Origin of the sequence: Shewanella sp. KCT (assembly GCF_007636505.1) — a bacterium.
GTDB classification, from domain to species: Bacteria; Pseudomonadota; Gammaproteobacteria; order Enterobacterales; family Shewanellaceae; genus Shewanella; species Shewanella halotolerans.
On the sequence record NZ_LVDJ01000019.1, the window covers coordinates 1 to 23,433 of the forward strand.

Sequence of the window (23,433 nt, forward strand, 5' to 3'; positions counted from 1 at the left end):
CGCGGCGGCGCTATCCAGTCCATCACGTACTGCAGCAATTCCCTTTGGCGCTTAGTCTGGCGAGCTCTAGTTTTCATCGACCAACAGATCCTTGTTTTGGGTGATCACCAACTGCACCTGGGTATGATCGAAAACACCACCTGTGAACGAACCAAGCCAAATCGCCTCGTGATCCACCAAATAGATTCTTTTCTTAAAATCCTCACGAAACTGTTCTAGGCCGCCATCAACCAATGCCGCGAACGTGGGCGATTCTTTGGCGATTTGTACCAGCAGTTCGTTGTCGTACTCACTATCACTAAATTCCATAACCGCTCCTTAGCTGCTCATCAGTGCCGAGCCACAACACTCGGCAGACGCCTCACGGCGTTTCGCAAAAGGTGGCGGGGTTGCCCCCGCCTGTTTTCTGCTGCACTGTTAAGCTTCCACACACAACAGAGAGCAAAAAAATGAGTCAATCTATCAAAGACAAAGTCGCCAATATCCTTAACAGACCTGCACAACACATTAAGGAATCTCCTGATAAGTTTGTTAACACGGTGTTCGGCATGGCCTGCGTTGACCTATTACAAAGTGGTCAAGCAATTAATCATCAGTCTCTGGCTGCCTATATTGAGTTGAAGATTGAGGCAAGCCAGAACTCTCCATTACTACCGATGTTCCAATCTGCACTCGACCTGCTGACTTCAGAACATCCTGACTGATGTAATCTGTCGCCATAATCAGCAGATAAAGAAAATCGATTGATTCCATCTTCTCAGACACGGCCTGGATACAACGAAACAGCCCTTGGGCCAGGTTCTCATTGGGATAAGGAATGAACTGCCACTGACCATCTTCTTTGAGTACCCAACCAGGGATCTCACCCAAGGCGGCATGGTCATTGGTATGTTCATCATCCTGCGGAACGCATAAGTATGATTTAGTGACGCTGTCGTAGACCGTTTTGCCTGAAAATGGTATTTCCTCAACAGGCCTTGCACGGCTTGCCAGCTCAATCATTTTTTGCTCATAGCGTGCCTTTGCTTCCTCTGAAAGTTTCATCGTCACCTCCGTTATCCTTGGCTGCTCATCATTTAAAGGTGCTTCGCCGTCAATGGCAGGCCTTACATAACGAGGATAATATCGATCGCATTTATTAGTTGGGTCATACACCGTCTTGCCTGCAAGGGGATGTTTACTGAGTGGCCATCCCTTTTTTTCGACGCTGCTTTTTACGCTATTTGTGGAGTCGCGCTGCACTCCTTCATCAGTTAATTTCATTTCAATTCCTTAGCTGCTCATCAGTGCCCGGCCACTACACCAGGCAGACCAACCGGCACGAATGCCGGTGGTTTCGCTTAATCAACTCACCACGGGTTCGCTAAGACATTGCGCCTTAGTCAGCTCCAGTCCCTCTAATTTTTTAAACTGGCGACAGAGTACTGAGGCTTTAGAAAAATAGGGCACTAAGTATTCAATCCTGCTATGCAGATCTGGATACTCTTTTTTGGCACGGCGCTTACCCCAAATTTTCTCAATATCTACAATGGACTTACGCTTGTAACGCGCCATTGATTTAATAACCCAGACCTTGGGCAAAATAGACGGTGCATCGGCTGGTAGGTCTTTGACCTGACACATCCAAGCACCTTTAATCACCCCATCGAGATACACCGCCAGCACAGTTGTCGACTCATTCCTTCGCTCACGGCGTATTAATAATTCAACCCCTTGGTAGCTAAAGGCGACATTAACCCAGCTACCTGCAAGTTCATCCTCTACCTGCTGCCATTGTGCTTTGCTAATCGCCATTACGCGGCCCTCATTGCTTGTTTGCCAGCCAGTTCAATGCGCCGTCCAAAGTTGCGGCAAAAATCCTCCCTGAGTCTGGCCCAGGCTTGATTTTCAAATGTATTGGCGTTCTGACGCGCCACATTCCAAAACTCAGCCGCTTGTGTGTAGCTCCCCTCACGTTCCAGCTCTGCCGCTTTTGCAGCCGGTTCCTGGTAGCGATGATTCTCTTTAAAAGCATTGGTCTTAAACACGATTTAATTCCCCTTAAAACTATGTTGAACTTGCGATTAAAGGCTGCTGATATCCATTGAGATTTGGACGTACTTGCCATTAGGCTGACGCTCATACAGGCGCAGGTATTCACTGGTGCCGGTGATTTGGATTGCATCAGCAATGGCGTCCATGGCTTGCTTCCAGTTGTCATCATCGATGTCGAGCTGTCGCAAACTGAGCACCTGGTTCACATTGATGCGACCCTGCTGGTCGACGCGAAATGCATGCTCGACCATGGCCATCAAGCGAGTATCAGCCCCACCCGACCAGGAATGGATGCACTCGTCGATTAGGGTCTTAGCGGTTTGGATGCGCTCATCAAAAACGCGATGCTCGCCCACTGCCCGGCGCACCTGATACTGACCGTCGAAACTGGTCAGGGCTACATTGCCTTTTTTACCGCCATACTTGGCCCCATACTCACTGGCTGACAACTCGACGAAGTCCGAGATCTCGCCCATGGTGGCCAACTTAAAATCCAGCATGGCCTGACGAAGCGCTTTAGCCTTAGTGACGACATTACCCACCACTTCGTCGCGCAACTTGTCTACCGGCTTAATGCGTTCTTCTGCCACCAGGTCACCGATGGCGTTACGGCGATAACCAGCAGGGATAGTATTGATTTGGTTGTTCATTGATTACTCCTCGTTCCAGCGCACAGTGACGCCATGAAATTGCACCGCGCCACTGCGACGGCGAATACCTTTAATGTTCTCGATGATGTCTACCGCCATGGCCTTAAGCTCTTTGGTTGGACGGTCAATGTGGATCACCTTGTTTTTACGACTCAGCACCTTCATACCGCGCAGGCGCAGGGCTGTTACCACGTTAAAAGCAGCTTGCTGATGTCTCATTAGGCATCTCCTTCCAATTCACGAAACGCTTGTTTAATCAGCGCCTCATCAATCGCTTTACCTACGCCGTTGGCCATGGTTGCAGCCAGGCGAAGCACTTGGTTGAGGTTACGCAGCGCTCCTGGGCGCTCTGCAATTTTTTGCAGTAAGTTACGGGCGGGTTGGTTATTGATCTGCCACGCATTGGCAATGGCATTGACGTCATTTTGCTTGGCCTTATGAATGCCAACTTTTTTACTTACGCGGCTAAACAGGCGAGCAAAGTCTTCATTACGACGTCCCCCTGTCAGTTGGCTGTATACACGGTTGTTACCGACCAAGACCAAACCTATGCCCGTTTGCTCCTGTAAAATGCGTAAGGCTTCAAGCGATGGATAATCAAGATGGTCTGCTTCATCGACAACCAGCAAGCCACCAGTACCACTAAGACGGCGCTTAATCGCACGAGACAGAGAACCTTTGCGCTTCGGCGCATCGTCCATGCCGAGTTCCAAGGCGATTTCATACAAGCATTCACCAATACCACTGACGGCGGGTGATGCGGTGATCATCCAGCAGTTGTTATTGCTGCTAATGTATTGGCGACAGGTGGTGGACTTACCCACACCGCTGGCACCAAACACCACACTGATAAGCTCTGCAGCATGGGCGTAGTTCAGCGCATTTAAGATTTGCTTAGCGGTTTGAGTTTCCACAAACCCAGGGGCTACAATCTGGCTTTTACGGGCATTGCGCAGCTGCAACCATTTATTTAGCTGTTCTGTAACCTCTGCGACACGACCGGTATAAGTGCCATTTAGGTACTGACTAACCACAGAGCCAGACTTGCCAATCTCTTTGGCTAGTTGAGTTTGATTAATGGTGCCATCATCAAGTAGTGGTTTGAGTTGGTCGATCACCTGTTGTTGGTTCAGTGATTGTTCAATTACAACGACATTATTCATAGGGCGGTTTCCTTCCTTAAAGTTCACGGGCTTTTTTGGCGGCCATGAGTTGAGCAACTCCGGCTGCAAATGCGGTTTCACTATCAAATTGTTCTTCGGTATCAGTGTCTAAGGTCACTTTGCGCACAGTGTTACCTTGGCGCAGGTGAACCAGCTCACTGGCTGCGGGGGCAGGGGTTGTTGGAGTATCAGGCTCCGTTCGGCGCATCAATTCAGCGGCCTCAATGGCGTCCATTTGCAACTGTTTCTTGGCGGCAATTTTTTCCGCTTTGACTTTACCTTTGCGATGGCGATTGAATTCGCGGGCGGCTTCTGCATCGCCAAAGGCGGTGCTATCGATACACTCAGCTTCGCCAATCAGTAAGCCGTTCAACTCGTAGCACACCACGCTGGTGTGCAAGTTGTCTGGGTCAAAACGCACCACCACTTTTTTCCCGATGTGTTGGAATAAGGCGTCACAGTGGTAACGGTTTTTACGGCCTTTGATACTGCCGCCAGCATCGAGCGAGACTTGTGCATGCCGGTCTACACGCACAGCTTCTGCGCTTAACATCAACATGCGCAGTTGCTCAATGTTAGGTTTGCGCACGACGGCGGTGGCATAGCTATTGTTAAAGGCTTCATCAAAGCTCAAGACACCACGACACACTTCGGTTTGGCGTTTCTCGCGCTGGTTGTAGTGCCGTATACCCTCAGCCAATACCTGCATAAACTGTTCAACAGGTATCGCTTTACTGCCGTAGTTATCGGGTTTGGCGTTAGTGTTTTCGCCAGTGTAGGCACCTGCGAGTGCTGGATGCTTATCCACAAACTCGTTTAAACCACCTACACCAAATGAACGTTCTACTGGTTTGGCTTGGCCATGGCCTTTGCCAAAGTAAACAGATGACCAGTGCAGCTTAATACCCATCATCGGGATCAAACCCAGTGGGTCATCTTTCTTCACTTTAAAACGGTAACGGTTACCAACACCGCCAGTCACCCATTTGTTAGCAGCGGCGCGGGTGTTATCGATGGTGATTTCACGCGGAATGCCGTACTCACGCACCACATCCATCAAACTCAAGCGGATAGTGGTGGTGTTTTCACTGATATCCGTACGCCAACCCAAGATCTTGCGGGTACGAATATCCTGCCAAAACCATGTTTTAGGGCGCACGATATCGCCGTTGTGCCAACGTACAAACACGTTGTGTTGATAGCCGTCACCGTTGATCCACTGCATAGCGTCAAGGTCTTCCACACTGCGATGCTGCGGAGGGTACAGCTGCATCAAGGCATGTTCACCTTGGCGCAGCAGTACCTGTTGCTCGTGTGGTACTTCTGCCTTTAAGCGACGCTCAAGGCTTTTCACTGACGGAACCACCCACCCCTTTTCTTTGGCGGCATCTTTAAGACGGTAGTAACAACCTTTGAATGAGGGTTGTTCGAGACGTAGGTAGTCAGCTTTAAAGCATGCCCAGGCCTGTTCATCAATATCAGCACGGCGGCTCTCAGCCGAGTTCATCGCGCCAATTTGATATTTAGTCAGCAGCTGCGGCAACCAATCGGCAGCGTCATAACCCTTCACACTCAACACATCACGAATGAGGGTGGCTTTGGCTACCGAGAACTCTTGGCAAATGTGCGCATAGGCTTCCATCTTGGCGCACCCAGTAGCGACAAGTGCATAAAAGGCACGCACGTATTCCACCTTACGCTTGGCAGTTTCTTGCGCTTTAGCGCCAGCACGTTCCCACAGCGCCCATAAGGCATCACGGTCATAACGTGGCTGCGCTGGTTTAGGCAGATTCAACAGCTTACCGTCAAACTCCAGCTTGCCTTGGCGCTTGAGTAGCGCAGCACGAGCGGCAGGGGGCAGAAGGCTAAAGTGATATTCAAAAGCTTTTGTTCCTAGTCGCTTACGTTTTAACTCAGGGTTAATGTCGGAATTGTTAAAAAGATTATTGAGTTTCGTTAGGCAGTTGCGCTCATTTTTGGGCATATCTGGAGTGCCCGCAATCTCTTTAGCTGTGAAATACATCAGGCTACCCCTTTAGACTTTTTCGATTCATCGGGGTAACGAGTTGGCCAGATATCTGAGGGATCCATATTTAGAGCATCAGCAATAAAACGCTCACCTTTCGGCCAGTGAGTGTTAAACACATTGCTAAGGGTGCCGCGATGATAGCCATGATGCTCTGAAAGCCTTGAAACACTCCACCCCTTCATCTTGAGATGAGCAACGACAAGCGCTCTAGGCATATCTGTTTGTATTTCCATTTTCGGTCCTTAATTTGCTACTATCTTTCGATTAGTACATAAACTAATTAACTACATTTAGTTCATGTACCCAGTTTTGATCCAAAAACAGTTAATGTCAAACACCAAATTTAGATCTTTTTCTATTTATGTCGTTTTAGTGATTTAAATTTGGATAAACTCAGGCACACCAAAGGGTGGAAGGAAAATGAGCGATAAAAACCCAGATTCTGCTAATGATCCGATTCGTGATACAGGAAAAGGATCGTTGGCATATAGACTTAGCATCCTAATGCGGGGGCGAACGGTAAGGCAAGCTGCGGCTGACTGGGGCATTGGCACATCAACTCTCAATGCTTATTTGCGCAATGGTTCTGTGCCAAACTTAAACATAGCGAACCAAATTGCGAACATTGAAGGGGTGACACTTCAGTGGTTAGCAACTGGAGAAGGACAAATCATTCCTGGCGATGTCAATGAAATGGAAAACCAGCGAATAATTTCCATGATGACTGATGACGATGAGTTGAAGGAAAAGCTAGATGTACTAGCCAATCAGAAAGTTAGGCATAAATTGCAGTTATACAAGGAACTAAAGGACAAAATACAACTCCCTGACTACTCAAAAGAAATTGTATCAACAGCCTTGTCTGGCTCAAAGGTTGGTCCTTTTGACGATGAAGAAATAGTCCAATTAATTAGTGAGTTAAATAGCCCATTCAGTGATGAGTTTGCATTGATTGCAGGGTACAGGGTACAGGTTTCAGCTGGAAATGGTTCCTTAAATGGTGATCAATCAGGTCCTTGCAGACATTTAGCATTCAGAAAGAAATGGCTTAAATATCGCGGCTTTAATGAAAATGATTTAGTGATCGTCTGGGCAAAAGGGGACAGTATGGAACCAACGATTAACAATAACGACACCCTAGTAGTGAACATTGCTAGAACACGACCTCAGGACGGCAACATCTATGTTTTTCGTAATGGTGATGAGTTATTTGTTAAGCGCTATCAAACTGTTCCAGGTGCATGGCGGCTAATCAGTAACAACCCTGTTTATCCACCTATGGACATAGTCAAACATGATCAGCATCAGTTTGATGTTGTTGGGCAAGTTGTTCATATAGCTAAAGACATCGGTAATTGATTTAAAGGCAATTTAAACGTCAATTTTAACGAATCACATTTTTTCAATTTGGTAGGCGCAAATCCCGATTTTCAGAATTATTTCTCAAATCGTGATTTCCCAGTTTTCCGATGATGACTGACCATTTTCTCACTGAGTCATCATCGGCTATAAACCTTGATACACGGGCTTTCCATTGAAAAATTACTCGCCAAATTTTAGCTAATTTCGTTTGTTCTCGGTTTTTATGTTCATTTATCAATACTCAAGACCCTATACAAGGGAGGCTGCAATGCAAGATCTACTGCCCGATCTCTTTGACCAGTATGAGACTCAACTGTCGTTATTGGCGCCCCATTATCGACAATTTGGCCAAAAGCGAATCTTCTGGGGAGAGGTGGTCACGGTAAAGTGTTTCGAAGACAACTCCAAGGTCAAGCAACTGCTGGCGCAGCCTGGTGAAGGCAGAGTCCTGGTGGTGGATGGTGGCGGTTCGAACCGACGCGCCCTGCTTGGCGATATGATTGCACAGAGTGCGGTGGACAATGGTTGGAGCGGTATAGTGATCAACGGCTATGTGCGTGATGTCGGGGCCTTGGCGCAAATGCCCATTGGTATTCAAGCACTTGGTGCTAACCCCATCAAGACAGATAAACGGGATCTTGGTGATGTTAACGTTACGCTTGAGATAGATCGCGTTATAATTAAGCCAGGTATGATGCTTTATGCCGACGATAATGGCGTTGCCGTATCGTCAGAGCAGTTGGATCTCTCGCAATTGGCCTAACGGGCCCATTGCTCACCCTTACCAGACGGAACCTGTTATGAAATTTGTAAAATGGCTACTCATAGTATTTGCCTCCCTTTTCCTATTATTGATTGCCTATCTCACCCTTATCTTCGATCCCAATGACTTTAAGCCGCAAATTGTCGAGGCGGTGAAAAAGCAAACCGGGCGCGATTTGGTCATTAAGCAAGATCTCAGCTGGACCTTCTTCCCCAGCATAGGGATAGCCCTTGGTGACATCAGCCTGTCGAATCCTAAGGGATTCAAACATGACACTATGCTTAAGGTCGACGGCATTGTAGCCGAGGTGGCGCTGATGCCATTGCTGAGTAAAGAGGTAGAGATTGCCCAGCTGAATTTAGATGGCCTCACCCTTAACTTCGACAGCTATAAGAATGGCCGTAGCAGCATGGATGGTTTGACGTCCGCTGGCGAGACGGCCGATAAGGCTGGCGACAAAGCCGGTAGTGATGGTGCCGCTCAGGGCAGCGTGCAGCTGAGCAGCCTGAATATCGGTGGCATCGCTATCACCAACACCCAGGTGAATCTCTATGATGAGGCGACGGGTAAAATCCAGGCGTTGACACTTGAGTCGTTAACCTTAGGCGAGTTCTCTCTGGGGAAGTTTGCCGATCTGGGGTACAAGTTCTCTATGACCCAGCCTGAAATGAAGGTCAGCAGCCAAGGTAAGGGGCAGATCAAGGTCGACCCAAGTCTTGCGAAAATTGCCATCAAGGATTTTGAGATTGAGAACAGCCTGGAAGGGGATGCGATTCCCAACAAGCGCATGAACATCAATCTCACCACTCAACTCGAGCTGGACAACAACGCTAAGACCATGGCCTTGGTGTTCTCAAGTCTGAATATCGAGCAGATTAAGGCCCAGGGTAAATTGTCGGTTAATTACGGCGGCAAGGTACCGGACGTAGTGGCCTCGATGAGTTTTGGCGATATTGATGTCACGCCCTTTATGGCCAAAGATGATGGTGCCAAGGGTGAAGATAAGACGGCTAGAGGCGAGGGCGCGGCAACTGCCAAGGAGCCCGACCTTAGTGGCATGAAGGCGGTCAACCTTAAGCTGGATCTCGATGCCAAGTCTGTGACTGCCGATAAGATCAAGACAGAAAACTGGCAGATGAAACTGACACTGAAAAATGGTGTGCTGGATGTCAGCCAGCTAAGTGCCGATCTCTATCAGGGTAAACTACTTGCCAGTGCTCAGCTAGATGGTCGTAAACCTGTGGCCAGCTATCGCTTCAACAAGAAGATCTCCGGTATCAAGGTGCGTCCTTTGCTGACCGATGCTGCCGAGGTCGACATGCTGGCCGGTACCACTAATTTTGAGGTGACAGGCAGTGGCTACAGCCTGATCCCAGATAACATCAAGCGTAACCTCGATGCCAAGGGACAGTTTGAGGTCACCGACGGTGCGCTTTATGGGGTGAACATTCCCCAGATGCTGCGTGATGCCAAGGCAAAACTCGGTGGTGACCTGAATGCGGCCTCCAGCGGTGAGAAGAAGACCGACTTCACTAGCCTGACCGGCAGTTTTACCATGGCCAAAGGGATAGTGAACAACCCGGATCTCAACATGGCATCACCACTTATCCGTTTACAGGGTAAGGGCAATGTGAATCTGCTCTCCGAGGCGATCGACTATGCGCTGAAGACTTCAGTGGTCGGCTCGTTAGAGGGTCAGGGCGGTGCAGAGAAAGATGTGCTCTATGGTGTCGAGATCCCCTTTGCCATAGCTGGCACTATCAGCGAGCCTAAGTTTTCCCTCGATACCGCAGCCCTGTTCGAGTCCAAGTTGAAAAAGGAAACCGAGAAGGCGACCGACGAGCTAAAAGACAAGCTGTTTAAGAAGTTAGGCGGTCTGTAAGCGAGCTTTATAACCGATAAACAAGCGCTAACAAAGAGCACTAACAAATAAGCACTAATAAAAAAGCGATGCCGAGGCATCGCTTTTCTGTGTGCGGTAATCGCTGCTTAAATAAAAGCTGTGATGCTTGTAAGTGCCCGAGATTACACCCGAGACTTTACACTCGAGATTTAGTCACATCCACATACAGGGTCAGCTTTTGGCCTGGCTGCAGATATTTCTTGACCGAGAGGCTGTTCCACTTCACCAACTGGCTCACGCTGACATTAAACTTAGTGGCGATTTTAGCCAGTGAGTCGCCGGAGCGAACCGTGTAATTCACCGTACGGGTCACCGCCTTGCTGTCGCCCTGTTGCCAGATCACCAGCTTCTGACCGATAGAGAGGGGATCCTTTGGCGCCATACCATTCCACTTGGCAAGCTTGGCAACGCTGACTTTGTGCTGCTTGGCGATCAGCCAGAGTGAGTCGCCAGATTTTACCTTGTAACTCAGCTTGTAACCGCTGCCGCCGGACTGACGCTTTTGCAGGCGCTGCTCGGCCGAGAGCAGATATTTTGCCGGATCCTTTGAGGAGACAGGGATCAACAGATGCTTACCTGCGATGATGCGGTTGTTCTTAATGTCATTTACCGCGCGAAGGGCCGACGGCGTAGTGTTAAAACGCTTGGCGATCAACCCCAGGCTATCGCCGGACTTGATCTTATAGCGCTGCCACTTGAGGCGTTGGTCTTGATCGCTGGCGGCCAACTTGGTCTCAAACAGCTCGGCGTGATCCAGCGGGACCACCAGACGATGTGGTCCTTCTGGCGCCGTCGCCCACTGGTTAAAGCCTGGGTTGAGCGAATGCAGCTCATTGAGCTTCATGCCGGCCATGTCGGCGGCCAGTGCCAGATCGATCTGACTGCCCACCTCGACTACCTTGAGCTGTGGCTCATTAGGAATGGGGTAGAGGGAAATGCCATAATCATCGGCGTTAGCGATCACATCGGCCAGTGCCAGTAGCTGAGGCACGTAGCGCTCGGTTTCCCGCGGCAAGTCCAGCGCCCAGAAGTCGGTTGCCAGCCCCTTGGCCTCGTTGCGCTTAACCGCGTTGAGTACCCGGCCTTCGCCCGTGTTATAGGCGGCGATGGCGTACAGCCAGTTGTTGTGCGTCTTCTGGTAGAGGTACTCCATCATATCCAGCGCGGCAACGGTGGCGGCGGGCACATCGCGGCGACCGTCGTACCACCAGTTCATCTCCAGGCCAAAGTGTTTGGCCATGGGGGCGGTAAATTGCCACAGGCCTGAGGCGGCGCCGTGGGAGTAGGCGAAGGGATCGAAGGCGCTCTCGACGATCGGCAGCAGCGCCAACTCTATGGGCAGGTTGCGCTTCTCAATTTCTTCGACGATCAGATACATGAAGGGCTCGGCGCGCTCCGATACCCTGGCCAGATGCTGAGGGTGTTTCAGATACCAGTTACGGTATTGATTGACCAGTTTCTGATCCGGTACCGGCAGGCTAAGTCCTAGGCGGATACGTTGCCACACATCGGTGATCTGAATTGGCTCAGGCTCGACAGGAGCGGTAACTTGGGGCTCGACGACCACGGGCGCAGCGGTGATCGCCGGCGCAGCCGGTTCCGGCTGGGTAAAAGTTTGACAGCCTGCGAGCAGGGAGAGTCCCCCTGCGACCAGGACAATGGGTAAGCGCATCGACAATAATTCCTTACTTTTGGGTCCCTCTGGTCGAGGCGATAACCCTAGGGCCACCTCGGTGGGGACTTAATTAGCGCGCCATTGTATAGGAATTATCAGAAATTGTCCTTCCATTGACGTAGAAGCGTGAAACTGGTGTCGTTATCTGTCACATCCTGGGCGAAATGGCGACTCAGATTCTGTCTTATGCTTGGCTGCTCAGGGCGCAGGAAGGGGTTGATCTGCTTCTCTAAACCTATGCTGGAGGGCAGACTCGGAAGATTCTGGTCACGAAGCTGTTTAACCTTGCCGGCGTGGGCGATGAGGGTCTCATTGTCACCTTCGACGGTCAGGGCAAACGCCAGATTTGCCTGGGTGTATTCGTGGGCCGGGTAGACAAGGGTATCGTCATCGAGTTGCGCCAAGGTTTGCAGGGAATGGTGCATCTGAGCTGGGGTGCCCTCAAACAGGCGGCCGCAGCCGGCGCTAAACAGGGTGTCGCCGCAGAATAGATGATCGTCAATCAAGTAGGTGATATGCCCAAGTGTGTGGCCGGGAAGATGAAAAATTCGGGCGTCACTATCGAGTTTTTCTGGCCTAACGGACTCAGTTTGCCCCGAGATAGGATGATTGATCCCCTTAATGTTTTCGTTATCCGGACCGTAGACAGTGAGTTTATGGTCATGGCTTGCCTGTAGCTCTTCGATGCCGCCAGTGTGATCCTTGTGGTGGTGGGTGATTAAGATGCCATCGAGCACAATTTGATGTTGCTCGAGATAGTCCAGCACCGCCCTGGCATCACCGGGATCGACCACATAATGGCCGCCGCTGTCTTTTGCATGAATGAGCCAGATATAGTTGTCGTTGAAGGCGGGGATGGGGGTAACAGTATGCATACTCGTCTCTCACAGGGATTGGGTGACACGGATTTAGTTTACTGAGCAAAGCTATTGCGTGTATAGCGCTTTAAGGATTTAATACTAAAATAGTCAAATCATTAGGGAAACCGGAAAAGTGAGTCGCGGAGTGGCCAGTGTCCTTTAATGTGATAAAACCCCAGGCGTGGCAGGAGTTGCCTAACGGCTTGTGGCTGCAAGAGGCCATCGAGGATAAGTTGATGCCCTGGTGGCCCAAGGTGTTTGGCTATCATATGCTCTGCATGGGGCCCCTCAGTCATGCGCTTGAGAAGCCTAACCTGCCAATCGGCCGTGAGTTTTCTCTGTGTGAGTCCGCTCTGTGCTGCCTACAGGGAGAGTATTCCCAACTGCCGATTCAAAATGGGGTGATCGATGCCGTGGTCTGTTCCATGTTGCTCGATTTCGAGGCCAATCCCTATAGCGTGCTGCGCGAAACCGACCGGGTACTTATCTCCGGCGGCTACCTGTTTATCATAGGTTTTAACCCACTGAGCCCGGCTTTTTTTGGTAAGATGCTCCCCAGTCGTCAGGAAAAATTACCCTGGAGCGGCCGTTTCTTTACCCCCGCCAGGGTCAAGGACTGGCTCGGCCTGCTGGGCTATCAGGTGGTGGGCGATGAGCGTCTGGTTTACCATCATCTGCTCAGTGAGATCCGCGGCGATTCCATCTGGCAGCATGCGCTGCAGGCCTGGCTGCCTGGCAGTGGCAGCGTCTATATTCTGGTGGCTCGCAAGTTAGATTCGCCCATGACCCCAATCCTGGACAGGCAGAAGGTGCGTCAGCCTAAATGGTCTACCGCGCCAACCGCGGGCAGGGTCAAGCAGTTTAAGCTTAAGTCATGCGGCGTTAAGTCATTAGGCGTTAAGCGCTAGCCTTTTGCCTGATAGCCGGTATCTACCTCACTAGGCCCAGCCTCGGCGGCTTCTCGCGCCAGGGTATCGCAGCGCTCATTTTCGATATGACCCGCATGGCCCTTTACCCAGCGCCAGTCTATCTTATGCTCACTGGTGGCGGCATCCAGGCGCTGCCAGAGGTCGACATTCTTAACCGGTTCCTTGGCGGCGGTGAGCCAGCCGCGCTTCTTCCAGCCATGGATCCATTGGGTGATCCCCTGGCGCATATATTGGCTGTCGCTGGTGAGAATGATCTGACAGGGTTCCTTGAGCGCCTCCAGCGCCATGATGGGGGCCAGGAGTTCCATGCGGTTGTTGGTGGTCAAGGCAAAACCGCCGCTGAGTTCCTTCACGTGGGCCTTATATTTCATCACCACGCCATAGCCGCCGGGACCAGGATTGCCCAGGCAAGAACCATCGGTAAAGATTAAGAGTTGTTTCAGTCCGTGCATCAAGTTGCTACCATAGCCAAATAGGACTGCAGTATACCCAATATTTTTTTGTAAAAGCGTGTAATTATATGAATATTATCTCCAATGCTAAGCGCCAAGTGATTCTCGATACCGAAACCACGGGTATGAACCAGGGGGCTGGTGCCGTCTATTTTGGCCATCGTATTATCGAGATAGGCTGTGTCGAGGTGATTAACCGTAAGTTGACTGGCCGCCATTTTCACGAATATATCAATCCGATGCAGGCGATCGATGAAGAGGCGATCACGGTGCACGGTATCACCAACGAGTTTGTGGCCGATAAGCCTGTGTTTGCTCAGATAGCCCCAGCCTTCCTCGAGTTTATCGATGGCGCCGAGATTGTGGCACACAACGCGAACTTCGACGTGAGCTTCATGGATCACGAGTTTTCGCTGCTCACCCCCAGGGGACCCAAAACCACAGATATCTGCCAGGTGCTGGACTCGCTGGAGATCGCCAAGTTTCTTCATCCAGGCCAGAAGAATAACCTGGATGCCCTGTGTAAGCGTTACGGCATAGATAACTCGCGCCGCGAACTCCACGGGGCATTGTTGGATGCCGAGATCCTGGCCGATGTTTATCTCATCATGACAGGTGGGCAGACCAAGTTTGAACTCTCAAATGAGAAGCCGGGGCAGGAGAGCGGTGGCATCATACGTCTCGCAAATAATCGTCCAAGCCTTAAAGTGATCGGCGCTTCGGCCGATGAACTGAATATGCATGAGCAAAGATTAGATTTGGTCGAAAAATCAGGACAATGTATTTGGCGAGGATAAACGTCATCCTATGAGAAATTGGCTGCTACGCGCGATTTTCACCTCAGGATTATTGCTGCTTACTTTGAATGCCATGGCCCAGGTCGTGCCATCGTCCCATGCGAGTGAGCTTAAAAACCGTTTCAGGATCGATCATATGGTCGATGAGCTGACCCTGTTTGTGCAGCGCGACTATGGCAGCGCGCCTGTGATCATCGTGCTGCCAGACGGCAGCAAGTGGTATGTCTCGCGCCATCCAGAGTCGGTGCAGTGGGTCGATGGCTTAAGCGGCGACATCATCACCATCAAATCTCCCATGCCTGGGCCTTGGCAGCTGCTGGGTAAAGTCGCCAAGGGCTCTAAAATCGATAAGGTCTCCAAGCTGGGGATCGAGGTCGACCCTATGCCGCAGCCGCTCTATCAGGGCGAGCGAATCAAGATAACCGCCAAGCTGTTAGGCGACGAGCAGCGCATGCGCATGCCAGGACTGGACTATTTGGTGGACTGGACGGCCAAGTTTATCAGCGAGCACAGGCCCGGCGACGAGAATTTTGCCGCCGGTACCCTAATCGTCGGCAGCTATAAGGATAACGGCGAAGGTTTGGATGGCGCCCCCGACGATGGCATCTTTACCGCCGATATCAACCTCAATCAGCCCTGGGGCCACTATCGTTTTCTGGTCAGCGCCAAGAATAACACCTTTAGCCGTGAGGTTGGCGGCGACATAGTCTTGTTGCCTATGCCGGTTTCCCTCTCAGTCATCGCCCCGGAGGATCACCTTAAAGGCCGCTGGCAGGTGGAGGTGATTGTCGATGATGAGCAGTTGCAGCTGGCAAACACCCATTTCGAATTTGAATTAGTCGGCCCCGCAGGTCTGCAGCTGACCCTCCCTGTGCAAAGTGTTACCGACAAGCGTATGCAGCTGACCCTGCCTCAGGTTTCTGAGTTTGGCAGTTATCGCATCAAGGGGATTGCCGCGGCCACCTCTGTCTCGGGGCGCGAGGTGCTGCTCACTCTGCCTGAGAAGTTCTTTAATCTGGTGCCACCACCCGAGCCACCGCCAACGGCTGAAGAGCTAGCGGCCATCGCAGCCAAGAAGGCGGCCATCGCTGAGGCCAAGGCGAAAGGTGATGCCATGTTCTGGATAGTTACCGTAAACCTTAGCCTCTTGGTCTTGGGCACGCTGGCGCTACTGGTGTGGCGTAAACGACAAAATCTTAAGCAAGCGCTGGCGGTGACCGCGGCGCGCCTCGAAGAGCAGCGGGCTAAGGAGATAGGACCGACCCTGGATGAGATCGACCTGACAATGCCGGAAGAGAGTGAGCTAAAAGGCGTCGAGCCGGATAAAAGCTAGCCGCTCTTATTGATTAATCAGGCTAGGTTGGCGAATTTTTAACTGATTAGTTTGTTTCAGGAAAAAAGTTATTGACGGGACTAGGTGGCCTAAGTATTATCCTTCGCAACTTGATGTGGAGCGGTAGTTCAGTTGGTTAGAATACCGGCCTGTCACGCCGGGGGTCGCGGGTTCGAGTCCCGTCCGCTCCGCCAGTCAAGTACCTAATTTTGATGAGATGCCAAGGCGTTTTATCCGAGTTTAGGAGCGGTAGTTCAGTTGGTTAGAATACCGGCCTGTCACGCCGGGGGTCGCGGGTTCGAGTCCCGTCCGCTCCGCCAACAACATTGAAGCCTCGTCAGCAATGACGGGGCTTTTTTGTATCTACTAGCTTACTTTGTTGCTTGCCCTCCATCCCATGTTGCTTGCCCTTGCTCTCATGTTGTTAACCACACCGAGCTATACATTTGAGCTGACAATGTTATCTTGCAAGCAAAGGGAAAGTAGGCGTGCTATTTAGTCACCCGTCTTGGCTATACTCATGCTAGTTACTGGGGCGAGTCAGCCTTAGCGCATTAAGGATGAAAATAATGGTAGAAAAGATCACGGCCATGTTGGGGTTAGTGGGGATCTTGTCAATTGTGTGTCAGTGGCTTGGTTGGCGGCTGCGACTGCCGGCGATACTCCCCTTGTTGCTCTGTGGTTTGTTGGTGGGGCCTGTATTTAGTTTGCTGGATCCCGATGCCATTTTTGGTGATCTGCTGTTTCCTGTGATCTCCCTCGGGGTAGCGGTGATCCTGTTTGAAGGCGCGCTGACACTCAATTTCTCGGAGATCCGTGAACATGGCCGCATGGTGACCCATCTGGTGTCGCTCGGCACCTTAGTCACCTGGCTCTGTATCGGTGTTGCGACGCACTTCATCATGGGGTTCTCTTGGGAGCTGGCCATGTTGTTTGGCGCGCTGGTGGTGGTGACCGGCCCTACGGTGATCGTGCCTATGCTGCGCAGCATCAAGCCAAAATCGCAACTGGCCAGTATTTTGCGCTGGGAAGGGATAGTGATCGATCCCATCGGCGCCTTGCTGGCCGTCTTAGTATTTGAATACTTGACGGTGGCCGCCGAGCCCGCCAGTCATGTGTTGCTCTCGCTGTTTTCCATGCTGGGTGTCGGCCTGGGACTTGGCGCCCTGTTTGGTTATGGCATAGGGGTGATGTTGCGCCGTGCCTGGGTGCCGCATTATCTTAAGAATACCGCCGTGCTCACCATTATGCTGGGGGCCTTCGTGGCCTCTAACCTGCTGCAGGAAGAGTCTGGCCTGCTTACCGTCACCGTGATGGGGATCTGGTTGGCGAACATGCGCGGTGTGGATATTGGTGAGATCATCGAGTTTAAGGAGACGCTTACCGTACTCTTCATCTCGGGCTTGTTTATTTTGCTGGCGGCCAGGTTGGACTCTACCGCGCTAATGCAGCTGGGATGGCAGGGGCTGGCGCTTTTGTTGGTGGTGATGTTTATCGCCAGACCATTAAGTGTCTGGTGCTGCGCCGTGGGCACCTCGCTGCCTCGCGCCGATAAATGGTTTCTCAGTTGGGTGGCCCCGCGGGGGATAGTCGCGGCGGCGGTGTCTTCGCTGTTTGCCATCAAGCTTGAGCGCCTCGGGGTGGCGGGTGCCGACAAGATAGTGCCGCTGGTGTTTTTGATCATCATAGGCACAGTGGTATCGCAGAGCCTCACGGCCGGGGCCTGGGCGCGGTTCTTAGGGGTGAAGGCGGGCTCTGCTCAGGGGCTGCTGATTTTTGGCGCCTCCAAGTTTGCCAGAGAGCTTGCCAAGGTACTTCTCCAGAAGAATGTGTCTGTGGTCTTGGCAGATAACAACTGGGATAACATACGTTTATCGCGCATGGATAATATTCCCGTGTACTTTGGTAATCCGGCCTCCGAGCATGCCGATAACGCGTTGGATATGACGGGATTGGGTCGCCTCCTGGTCTTGTCTCCCTATCGTCAGCTCAATCCGCTGGTGACTTTTCATTTTCAAGATATTCTCGGCAAGAATAAGGTGTTTGGCCTGAGAAGCGGCGAGGGTAACAGCGCCCGCCATCAGTTGTCCGAGTCTTATTTAGAGCGTCTGTGCCTGTTTGGCGACAATGTTACCTATGCAAGGCTCGCCAGCACCATCGCCAAGGGCGGCAAGATCAAGAGTACCAGCCTGACGGAGAACTTTAGCTTTGCCGATTTTAAGCAGCGCTACGGTGAAGGCGCCTTGCCGCTCATCTATCTGCAAGAGGGCAAGGTGAAGCTTATTACCCAGGCGGTGGATGACTTGCCTGTGGGCATAGAGCTTATTAGCCTACTATCCGAAGAGGCGCTCAATGTGGCGCTGCTGGCCGATGAGAAGAGGGCGGCAGCGTCCATTGAAGACGGTGAATGTGTGCTTTCTACGTCAGTTGATGGGAATCAGGAAAGTAAAAGCAGTCAGCAGCCGTCAGCAGTGACAGCTGACGAGAAAGCGGCAGGTTAATGTTTTAGCTTCAATCTTTCTCGCTTGAATAATAGAGTTTGCAGTTTTGGACATAAAAAAGGAGGCGGTTGCCTCCTTTTTTTACGAATCAGCTTTCGCCTTGAGTTCAGGCGGCCTGATGTTGAGTCTCATTGTCTAGGGTCTGGGCTCTGAGCTCGGCTGGGTCGAAGTCATCGACATTGATTGACTTCATGCGGCCGATTTCGGCGCGCTCGAGCAGCGCTACTTCCTCATCGCTCAAGATCCCCAGTGCCTTACCCTCGGCGGCTAGCTTATCCAGCCACATGAAGGGGTGGCGTTTACCGGTTGCCTTGCAGATCTTATCGTGCAGCGGTTCACAGGCCAGAATGTCTTTAAAGGTCTGCTCCTGAATACCGACGGCGTTGAATGGAGACGGTGTCCAGAACTGGCCTTTACCCAGACGGTCACGGCTTGCACAAGGGGTTTGCATGATTTTAGCCACCTTATGATCCAGAACATCGCTTGGACGTTTAATTGGACGACCAAATGGGAAGAGGATGACTCTTAGCACGCGGCCCAGTCCCATCGGGAAGTTGTTGAGCAGATCGTCCAGCGAGTCTTGCAGCTTGTAGAGGGCATCTTCAACCGCCCATTGTACTAGCACAAGATCTTCACTCTGACGGCCTTCGTCCTGATAACGCTTCAGGGTCGCCGAGGCCAAATACAGCTGACTTAGCAGGTCGCCAAGACGGGCCGAGACGCGCTCTTTACGCTTAAGACCACCACCAAGGGTTGCCATGGCCAGATCCGATAGCAGGGCCAGGTTGGCACTGAAACGGTTCATGTGCTGATAGTAACGCTTAGTCTTGTCCTTGTACGGGCTGTTCGAGAAGTAGCTCGAGGTCAAGCCCAACCAGAAGCTACGCACCAGGTTGCTGGTGGTAAAGCCGATATGACCAAACAGGGCAGAGTCGAAGTCGTTCAGCGACTTATGCATGTCAGGATCAAATGCCGCTTCCATTTCGGCTAAGACATAAGGATGGCAACGGATCGCCCCTTGACCATAGATGATCATAGAGCGGGTCAGAATGTTAGCCCCTTCAACGGTAATGGCGATAGGCGCCGCCTGATAGCCGCGACCCAGGTAGTTGTTCTCGCCCAGACAGACACCTTTACCACCGTGAATATCCATGGCGTCGATGACGCATTTCTGCATTCTGTCGGTCAGGTGATACTTAACGATGGCCGAGATAACCGATGGCTTCTCGCCAAGATCGATACCTGTGGTAGTCAGGGTAGTGACCGCATCCATCAGATAGGCGTTGCCGCCGATGCGAGCCATTGGCTCTTCGATCCCTTCCAGCTTACCGATAGGCAGCTTGAACTGACGACGAATGCGGGCGTAGGCACCTGTGGCCACTGCCGCTGTCTTAATGCCGCCGGCTGAGTTAGAAGGTAGGGTGATGCCTCGTCCAACCGAGAGACACTCGACCAGCATGCGCCAGCCCTGACCGGCCATCTCTGGACCACCGATGATAAAGTCCAGGGGAACGAACACTTCGTTTCCACGTGTCGGACCGTTTTGGAACATACAGTTAAGCGGGAAGTGACGACGACCGGTTTCGACGCCGGGTACATCTGTAGGGATCAGCGCGCAGGTGATGCCTAGCTCTTCCTTGTCACCCAGCAGTTTGTCGGGATCTTGCAGCTTAAACGCCAGACCCAGCACGGTCGCAACCGGTGCCAGGGTGATATAGCGCTTGTTCCAGGTCAGTTTCATCCCCAGTACTTCTTCGCCTTGCCATTGGCCTTTACAGACGATACCAAAGTCAGGGATGGCGCCAGCATCCGAACCCGCTTCCGGGCTGGTGAGGGCGAAACAGGGAACTTCCAGGCCTTTGGCCAGGCGAGGCAAATAATGATCTTGCTGCGCCTGGGTACCATAGTGTTGTAGCAGCTCGCCGGGGCCGAGAGAGTTAGGCACGCCAACGGTTGAGGCCAGCTCGCTAGAGACGCCCGCCAGCTTTTGCAGCACGCGAGACTGGGCATAGGCAGAGAATTCCAGACCACCGTACTTCTTCTTGATGATCATGGCGAAGAACCCGTTGTCTTTGAGGTACTGCCAGATAGATTCGGGCAGATCGCCGAGTTGATGAGAAACCTGATGCTGGTTGAGCATCTTACACACTTCTTCAACCGGTCCTTCGAGGAAGGCCTGCTCTTCTGCGGTCAGGCGAGCGACCGGATAGTTGTGCAGCTTCTTCCAGTTAGGCTTACCGGCAAAGAGATCCGCTTCCCACCAGGTGGTACCGGCTTCGATCGCTTCTTTTTCGGTGGAAGACATCTCCGGCATGATCCCTTTATAGAGTTTCAGCAGCGGACGGGTGATCACGCTTTTTCTGAAGGCACCTATGTTAAGCGGTAGGGCGATGGCCAGAAAGACCAGCCAGGCAAGGGGGGAAATGCTCGCGGTTGCTGTACCCAGTGCCATCACGATAGCCGCGATGATGGTCGAGGTCAGCAGGGATACTCTAAGGTAGGCTAAGGCGCCTAACGCAAAGAGCATCACAAAAATCCAAAGTAAGCTAGTCACGGTAATTCTCCTTCAATAGCGACCGAAAGCTGCTCTATGTCAGCAATTTTTATATGACCATAATCACAATTATAGATGCTGGTCAGACCTGTGTCGCATAAAATCTAACCCTATGGCGGGTTTTATACAAGCATTTTTCAAACAATTGTTTAACTTTTTTGTTGAGGCGAGGATTCCACAAATTGGGTCAAGTCGTTAGAATTAAATAAGATAAGCAATTTAGAGTTAAGGTGTCTGTTTATGTGTGAGTTGCTGGCCATGAGTGCCAATGTGCCCACGGATATCGTGTTTAGTTTTACCGGGCTGGCAGAGCGTGGTGGCGTTACAGGTCCCCATGTAGATGGTTGGGGGATTACCTTCTATGAAGGTAAGGGCAGCCGCACCTTTAAGGATGCCTGCCCCAGCAGCCAGTCCCATGTGGCGCAGTTGATCAAGTCTTACCCTATCAAGAGTGAAGTGGTTGTCAGTCATATCCGCCAGGCCAATCGCGGCTGCGTGTCGCTGGAAAATACCCATCCCTTCACCCGTGAGTTGTGGGGACGCTACTGGACCTATGCCCATAATGGTCAGCTCAGCGATTATCAGCAAAAATTTGCGGTGCGCCGTTATCAGCCTGTGGGTGATACCGACAGCGAACTGGCGTTTTGCTGGATTTTAGAGAAGGTGGTCGAGCGCTTCGGCGATCAGGCACCTGCGGATCTGCTGCCCGTTTATCGGTTTATCGCCACCCTGGCCGATGAGATCCGCGCTCTAGGGGTGTTTAATATGATCTTGAGCGACGGTGAGCATCTGATGAGCTATTGCAGCAATAACCTGTGCCACATTACCCGACGGGCCCCCTTTGGTAAGGCCAAGCTTATCGATACCGATGTGGTGATCGATTTCGACAAGGAGACCACGCCCAACGATATCGTCACCGTTATCGCGACCAGGCCGCTGACCGATAACGAAGACTGGCATATTCTGAAGCCCGGAGAGTGGAAGCTGTTTGCCCGGGGTGAGCTTGTTTTAACTCAAGAAGGCTGAAGCCAAGAGAGTTGAAGCCAAGAGAGTTGAAGTCAAGAAAGCTGAAGCCAAACGAGCTTAGGTTAAAGGGCTTAGGCCGAGCAAACACTAGTTGTAAACCGTGGAAAAAGAGAAGGGGCCTAAGGCCCCTTTTAATGCTGATGTTGGGAATGCCAATCCTTTGGGCAGAATGTGCGAGTGATTCAGACAAGTAACTAAATCTATGGCTGACTTTCTATGGGTGAGATTGGTTTTGTCTGTCTACGAGGGCCTTGGCCTGTTCACCTGTCTGTTGATTCGTCTGTTTACTCGCCTGTTTATTGGTCTGCTCGCTGGTTTGTGCCATGGTCGGCTCGTTGTACTGATAATTAAGCAGGGTGATATCCAGCTGTTTGCTGCCCTTCTCGAAGTGGGTGAGCCTGATGGGCAGATAGCCGAGCTCGGGTGACATCCAGAAAAAGGTTTGGCGTTTATCGTTATCCCGCACCACCTCTATCTTGACCGTCTCATAGGTGCCGCTCGCGATCACCATGCGCTCCTGGCCGACCACCTTAAAGTCATACCCATCTATCTCGCCGCTCTTGAGCATCTTGTAGTGCAGTTTATTGCTGCCCTTCATGATATCTAGCCTAAACTGCAATTGGACCATCAAGGGGTCGAAGAGATCTGGGGTATAGGGAAACTTTGCCCGTTCGTCCTTGTAGCGGCTGTGCACCAGTTTCTGATCCAGCACATAGGCGGATTGCTCCTGATAGTCGGAGCCTGTACCGCTGCGATTATGGGTGAAACGCATGGGGATTAGCTGCTCACCCTCCTTACTGAAGGTGCTGATGACGGTGCGTTTATCCCACAGCATCAAGAGGCTGACGTCGCTGTCGAAACGATATTGGTACAAGTTGCCCTGAGGCGCCGGCAGCTGATAGCGCGCCTTACCCAACTCTATGCTGCCGTAGTTCACCTGATACTCGGCCGTGTGGGGGGTTAAGGGGTATTCATCGGCCTGTGCGGTAAGGGCAATGGCACAGAAAGATGAAATCATGAATGCGGATTTGAATATCGACAAGGCCTTCTCCCGGTAACTATAGGCTAAAAGGGTAATGCAAACACTAGGGTCGCCAGATCCGGCTGCCACTCATACTTGGACAGCTTAACCCTACCTCGGTTCACTTCTATCGCTTCACTTCTTAATCTCTGCATCTGCTCGATAAAATGGGGGCTGGTCTCGGGAAAGGCGATCTTGCCTTGGCTGTTGATCACCCTATGCCAGGGAAGCTCCAATGTATCGGGCGCCATCTTGAGGGCGCGGGAGACATAGCGTGCCCGCCCGGGTAGCCCCGCGAGATCGGCTATCTTGCCATAGGAGCTGACCTTCCCCTCGGGGATCAGGGCAATCACATGCCATATCTTGGCCATGGGTGATAAC

The 23,433-nt window shown here is 51.7% G+C and carries 23 protein-coding genes, 2 tRNA genes and 2 other RNA genes; 10 read left to right on the forward strand and 17 right to left on the reverse strand.

The genetic code is table 11. The annotated features are described in order from the left end of the window. Nucleotides 1-66: 66 nt before the first annotated feature. From AYI87_RS19295 to AYI87_RS19345, 11 genes are all read right to left on the reverse strand, one after another. The gene (locus AYI87_RS19295; protein WP_144204264.1) at nt 67-309 is read right to left on the reverse strand and encodes a hypothetical protein; all 243 of its coding nucleotides are present in this window, start codon (nt 307-309) and stop codon (nt 67-69) included. A 7-nt stretch (nt 310-316) separates the two neighbouring features. Beyond that, an RNA gene (locus AYI87_RS19300) (hammerhead ribozyme type II) lies at nt 317-377 on the reverse strand. 208 nt (nt 378-585) lie between these two features. Next, complete coding sequence (locus AYI87_RS19305; RefSeq protein ID WP_144204265.1) at nt 586-1,263, reverse strand: hypothetical protein; 678 nt, start codon at nt 1,261-1,263, stop codon at nt 586-588. Between the two features lie 7 nt (nt 1,264-1,270). Continuing rightward, an RNA gene (locus tag AYI87_RS19310) (hammerhead ribozyme type II) lies at nt 1,271-1,342 on the reverse strand. Nucleotides 1,343-1,344: 2 nt separating this feature from the next. Further along, nucleotides 1,345-1,794, reverse strand: a complete 450-nt coding sequence (locus AYI87_RS19315) for a hypothetical protein (RefSeq protein WP_144204266.1) — start codon at nt 1,792-1,794, stop codon at nt 1,345-1,347. After that, nucleotides 1,794-2,027, reverse strand: a complete 234-nt coding sequence (locus AYI87_RS19320) for an ANR family transcriptional regulator (RefSeq protein ID WP_186300570.1) — start codon at nt 2,025-2,027, stop codon at nt 1,794-1,796. The genes AYI87_RS19315 and AYI87_RS19320 overlap by 1 nt, the downstream gene beginning before the upstream one ends. A gap of 36 nt (nt 2,028-2,063) precedes the next feature. Next, the gene (locus AYI87_RS19325; protein ID WP_144204267.1) at nt 2,064-2,684 is read right to left on the reverse strand and encodes a DUF3164 family protein; all 621 of its coding nucleotides are present in this window, start codon (nt 2,682-2,684) and stop codon (nt 2,064-2,066) included. Between the two features lie 3 nt (nt 2,685-2,687). After that, a complete protein-coding gene (locus tag AYI87_RS19330; RefSeq protein WP_144204268.1) occupies nt 2,688-2,903 on the reverse strand; it encodes a hypothetical protein in 216 nt (71 codons plus the stop codon). Continuing rightward, nucleotides 2,903-3,847, reverse strand: a complete 945-nt coding sequence (locus tag AYI87_RS19335; protein WP_144204269.1) for an AAA family ATPase — start codon at nt 3,845-3,847, stop codon at nt 2,903-2,905. Before AYI87_RS19335 ends, AYI87_RS19330 begins: the two co-directional genes overlap by 1 nt. Nucleotides 3,848-3,863: 16 nt before the next feature. Continuing rightward, complete coding sequence (locus AYI87_RS19340) at nt 3,864-5,870, reverse strand: transposase domain-containing protein (protein ID WP_144204270.1); 2,007 nt, start codon at nt 5,868-5,870, stop codon at nt 3,864-3,866. Beyond that, on the reverse strand, nt 5,870-6,109 hold the full coding sequence (locus tag AYI87_RS19345; RefSeq protein WP_129978727.1) for a transcriptional regulator: 240 nt from the start codon (nt 6,107-6,109) through the stop codon (nt 5,870-5,872). The genes AYI87_RS19340 and AYI87_RS19345 overlap by 1 nt, the downstream gene beginning before the upstream one ends. A gap of 187 nt (nt 6,110-6,296) precedes the next feature. Between AYI87_RS19345 and AYI87_RS19350 the strand changes: the two genes are divergently transcribed. From AYI87_RS19350 to AYI87_RS19360, 3 genes are all read left to right on the forward strand, one after another. Further along, nucleotides 6,297-7,235, forward strand: a complete 939-nt coding sequence (locus AYI87_RS19350; RefSeq protein WP_260865187.1) for a S24 family peptidase — start codon at nt 6,297-6,299, stop codon at nt 7,233-7,235. Between the two features lie 271 nt (nt 7,236-7,506). After that, a complete protein-coding gene (locus tag AYI87_RS19355) occupies nt 7,507-8,001 on the forward strand; it encodes a putative 4-hydroxy-4-methyl-2-oxoglutarate aldolase (RefSeq protein ID WP_144204271.1) in 495 nt (164 codons plus the stop codon). 37 nt (nt 8,002-8,038) lie between these two features. After that, nucleotides 8,039-9,883 carry an AsmA family protein gene (locus tag AYI87_RS19360; RefSeq protein WP_144204272.1) on the forward strand — a complete coding sequence of 615 codons (1,845 nt, stop codon included), beginning with the start codon at nt 8,039-8,041 and terminating at the stop codon, nt 9,881-9,883. A 157-nt stretch (nt 9,884-10,040) separates the two neighbouring features. On the opposite strand, the gene AYI87_RS19365 is transcribed toward AYI87_RS19360, so the two are convergent. After that, on the reverse strand, nt 10,041-11,576 hold the full coding sequence (locus AYI87_RS19365; RefSeq protein WP_144204273.1) for a LysM peptidoglycan-binding domain-containing protein: 1,536 nt from the start codon (nt 11,574-11,576) through the stop codon (nt 10,041-10,043). A 98-nt stretch (nt 11,577-11,674) separates the two neighbouring features. After that, the gene (gene gloB, locus AYI87_RS19370) at nt 11,675-12,454 is read right to left on the reverse strand and encodes a hydroxyacylglutathione hydrolase (RefSeq protein ID WP_144204274.1); all 780 of its coding nucleotides are present in this window, start codon (nt 12,452-12,454) and stop codon (nt 11,675-11,677) included. A 137-nt stretch (nt 12,455-12,591) separates the two neighbouring features. On the opposite strand from gloB, the gene AYI87_RS19375 reads away from it, so the two are divergent. After that, nucleotides 12,592-13,347 (forward strand): methyltransferase domain-containing protein, encoded by a 756-nt coding sequence (locus AYI87_RS19375; protein WP_144204275.1) that lies wholly within the window; start codon nt 12,592-12,594, stop codon nt 13,345-13,347. On the opposite strand, the gene rnhA is transcribed toward AYI87_RS19375, so the two are convergent. Continuing rightward, nucleotides 13,344-13,820 carry a ribonuclease HI gene (gene rnhA / locus AYI87_RS19380; RefSeq protein ID WP_144204276.1) on the reverse strand — a complete coding sequence of 159 codons (477 nt, stop codon included), beginning with the start codon at nt 13,818-13,820 and terminating at the stop codon, nt 13,344-13,346. The genes AYI87_RS19375 and rnhA overlap by 4 nt on opposite strands. A gap of 68 nt (nt 13,821-13,888) precedes the next feature. On the opposite strand from rnhA, the gene dnaQ reads away from it, so the two are divergent. From dnaQ to AYI87_RS19405, 5 genes are all read left to right on the forward strand, one after another. After that, nucleotides 13,889-14,617 carry a DNA polymerase III subunit epsilon gene (gene dnaQ / locus AYI87_RS19385; protein WP_011865909.1) on the forward strand — a complete coding sequence of 243 codons (729 nt, stop codon included), beginning with the start codon at nt 13,889-13,891 and terminating at the stop codon, nt 14,615-14,617. Nucleotides 14,618-14,627: 10 nt separating this feature from the next. Beyond that, nucleotides 14,628-15,950, forward strand: a complete 1,323-nt coding sequence (locus tag AYI87_RS19390) for a TIGR03503 family protein (RefSeq protein WP_144204277.1) — start codon at nt 14,628-14,630, stop codon at nt 15,948-15,950. A gap of 117 nt (nt 15,951-16,067) precedes the next feature. Continuing rightward, nucleotides 16,068-16,144, forward strand: a tRNA-Asp gene (locus AYI87_RS19395). 49 nt (nt 16,145-16,193) lie between these two features. Further along, a tRNA-Asp gene (locus AYI87_RS19400) sits at nt 16,194-16,270 on the forward strand. Nucleotides 16,271-16,519: 249 nt separating this feature from the next. After that, nucleotides 16,520-18,451: a cation:proton antiporter gene (locus tag AYI87_RS19405; RefSeq protein WP_144204278.1), complete on the forward strand. Its 1,932-nt coding sequence runs from the start codon at nt 16,520-16,522 to the stop codon at nt 18,449-18,451. Between the two features lie 106 nt (nt 18,452-18,557). On the opposite strand, the gene fadE is transcribed toward AYI87_RS19405, so the two are convergent. Then, the gene (gene fadE, locus AYI87_RS19410) at nt 18,558-21,005 is read right to left on the reverse strand and encodes an acyl-CoA dehydrogenase FadE (RefSeq protein ID WP_144204279.1); all 2,448 of its coding nucleotides are present in this window, start codon (nt 21,003-21,005) and stop codon (nt 18,558-18,560) included. A gap of 240 nt (nt 21,006-21,245) precedes the next feature. Between fadE and AYI87_RS19415 the strand changes: the two genes are divergently transcribed. Continuing rightward, complete coding sequence (locus AYI87_RS19415; protein ID WP_144204280.1) at nt 21,246-22,031, forward strand: class II glutamine amidotransferase; 786 nt, start codon at nt 21,246-21,248, stop codon at nt 22,029-22,031. A 214-nt stretch (nt 22,032-22,245) separates the two neighbouring features. Here the strand turns inward: AYI87_RS19415 and AYI87_RS19420 are convergent, their stop codons facing one another. Together AYI87_RS19420 and AYI87_RS19425 are read right to left on the reverse strand one after the other, a co-directional pair. Then, on the reverse strand, nt 22,246-23,049 hold the full coding sequence (locus tag AYI87_RS19420; RefSeq protein ID WP_144204312.1) for a DUF3108 domain-containing protein: 804 nt from the start codon (nt 23,047-23,049) through the stop codon (nt 22,246-22,248). Between the two features lie 47 nt (nt 23,050-23,096). Continuing rightward, nucleotides 23,097-23,423, reverse strand: a complete 327-nt coding sequence (locus AYI87_RS19425; protein WP_186300680.1) for an MGMT family protein — start codon at nt 23,421-23,423, stop codon at nt 23,097-23,099. Nucleotides 23,424-23,433 lie beyond the last annotated feature (10 nt).

Excerpts from the sequence above, each read along its gene's own strand:
- AYI87_RS19295 (WP_144204264.1), bottom strand. The coding sequence starts at position 309 with ATGGAATTTAGTGATAGTGAGTACGACAACGAACTGCTGGTACAAATC.
- AYI87_RS19305 (WP_144204265.1), bottom strand. The coding sequence starts at position 1,263 with ATGAAATTAACTGATGAAGGAGTGCAGCGCGACTCCACAAATAGCGTA.
- AYI87_RS19315 (WP_144204266.1), bottom strand. The coding sequence starts at position 1,794 with ATGGCGATTAGCAAAGCACAATGGCAGCAGGTAGAGGATGAACTTGCA.
- AYI87_RS19325 (WP_144204267.1), bottom strand. The coding sequence starts at position 2,684 with ATGAACAACCAAATCAATACTATCCCTGCTGGTTATCGCCGTAACGCC.
- AYI87_RS19330 (WP_144204268.1), bottom strand. The coding sequence starts at position 2,903 with ATGAGACATCAGCAAGCTGCTTTTAACGTGGTAACAGCCCTGCGCCTG.
- AYI87_RS19335 (WP_144204269.1), bottom strand. The coding sequence starts at position 3,847 with ATGAATAATGTCGTTGTAATTGAACAATCACTGAACCAACAACAGGTG.
- AYI87_RS19340 (WP_144204270.1), bottom strand. The coding sequence starts at position 5,870 with ATGTATTTCACAGCTAAAGAGATTGCGGGCACTCCAGATATGCCCAAA.
- AYI87_RS19345 (WP_129978727.1), bottom strand. The coding sequence starts at position 6,109 with ATGGAAATACAAACAGATATGCCTAGAGCGCTTGTCGTTGCTCATCTC.
- AYI87_RS19350 (WP_260865187.1), top strand. The coding sequence starts at position 6,297 with ATGAGCGATAAAAACCCAGATTCTGCTAATGATCCGATTCGTGATACA.
- AYI87_RS19355 (WP_144204271.1), top strand. The coding sequence starts at position 7,507 with ATGCAAGATCTACTGCCCGATCTCTTTGACCAGTATGAGACTCAACTG.
- AYI87_RS19360 (WP_144204272.1), top strand. The coding sequence starts at position 8,039 with ATGAAATTTGTAAAATGGCTACTCATAGTATTTGCCTCCCTTTTCCTA.
- AYI87_RS19365 (WP_144204273.1), bottom strand. The coding sequence starts at position 11,576 with ATGCGCTTACCCATTGTCCTGGTCGCAGGGGGACTCTCCCTGCTCGCA.
- gloB (WP_144204274.1), bottom strand. The coding sequence starts at position 12,454 with ATGCATACTGTTACCCCCATCCCCGCCTTCAACGACAACTATATCTGG.
- rnhA (WP_144204276.1), bottom strand. The coding sequence starts at position 13,820 with ATGCACGGACTGAAACAACTCTTAATCTTTACCGATGGTTCTTGCCTG.
- dnaQ (WP_011865909.1), top strand. The coding sequence starts at position 13,889 with ATGAATATTATCTCCAATGCTAAGCGCCAAGTGATTCTCGATACCGAA.
- AYI87_RS19390 (WP_144204277.1), top strand. The coding sequence starts at position 14,628 with ATGAGAAATTGGCTGCTACGCGCGATTTTCACCTCAGGATTATTGCTG.
- AYI87_RS19405 (WP_144204278.1), top strand. The coding sequence starts at position 16,520 with ATGGTAGAAAAGATCACGGCCATGTTGGGGTTAGTGGGGATCTTGTCA.
- AYI87_RS19415 (WP_144204280.1), top strand. The coding sequence starts at position 21,246 with ATGTGTGAGTTGCTGGCCATGAGTGCCAATGTGCCCACGGATATCGTG.
- AYI87_RS19420 (WP_144204312.1), bottom strand. The coding sequence starts at position 23,049 with ATGATTTCATCTTTCTGTGCCATTGCCCTTACCGCACAGGCCGATGAA.
- AYI87_RS19425 (WP_186300680.1), bottom strand. The coding sequence starts at position 23,423 with ATGGCCAAGATATGGCATGTGATTGCCCTGATCCCCGAGGGGAAGGTC.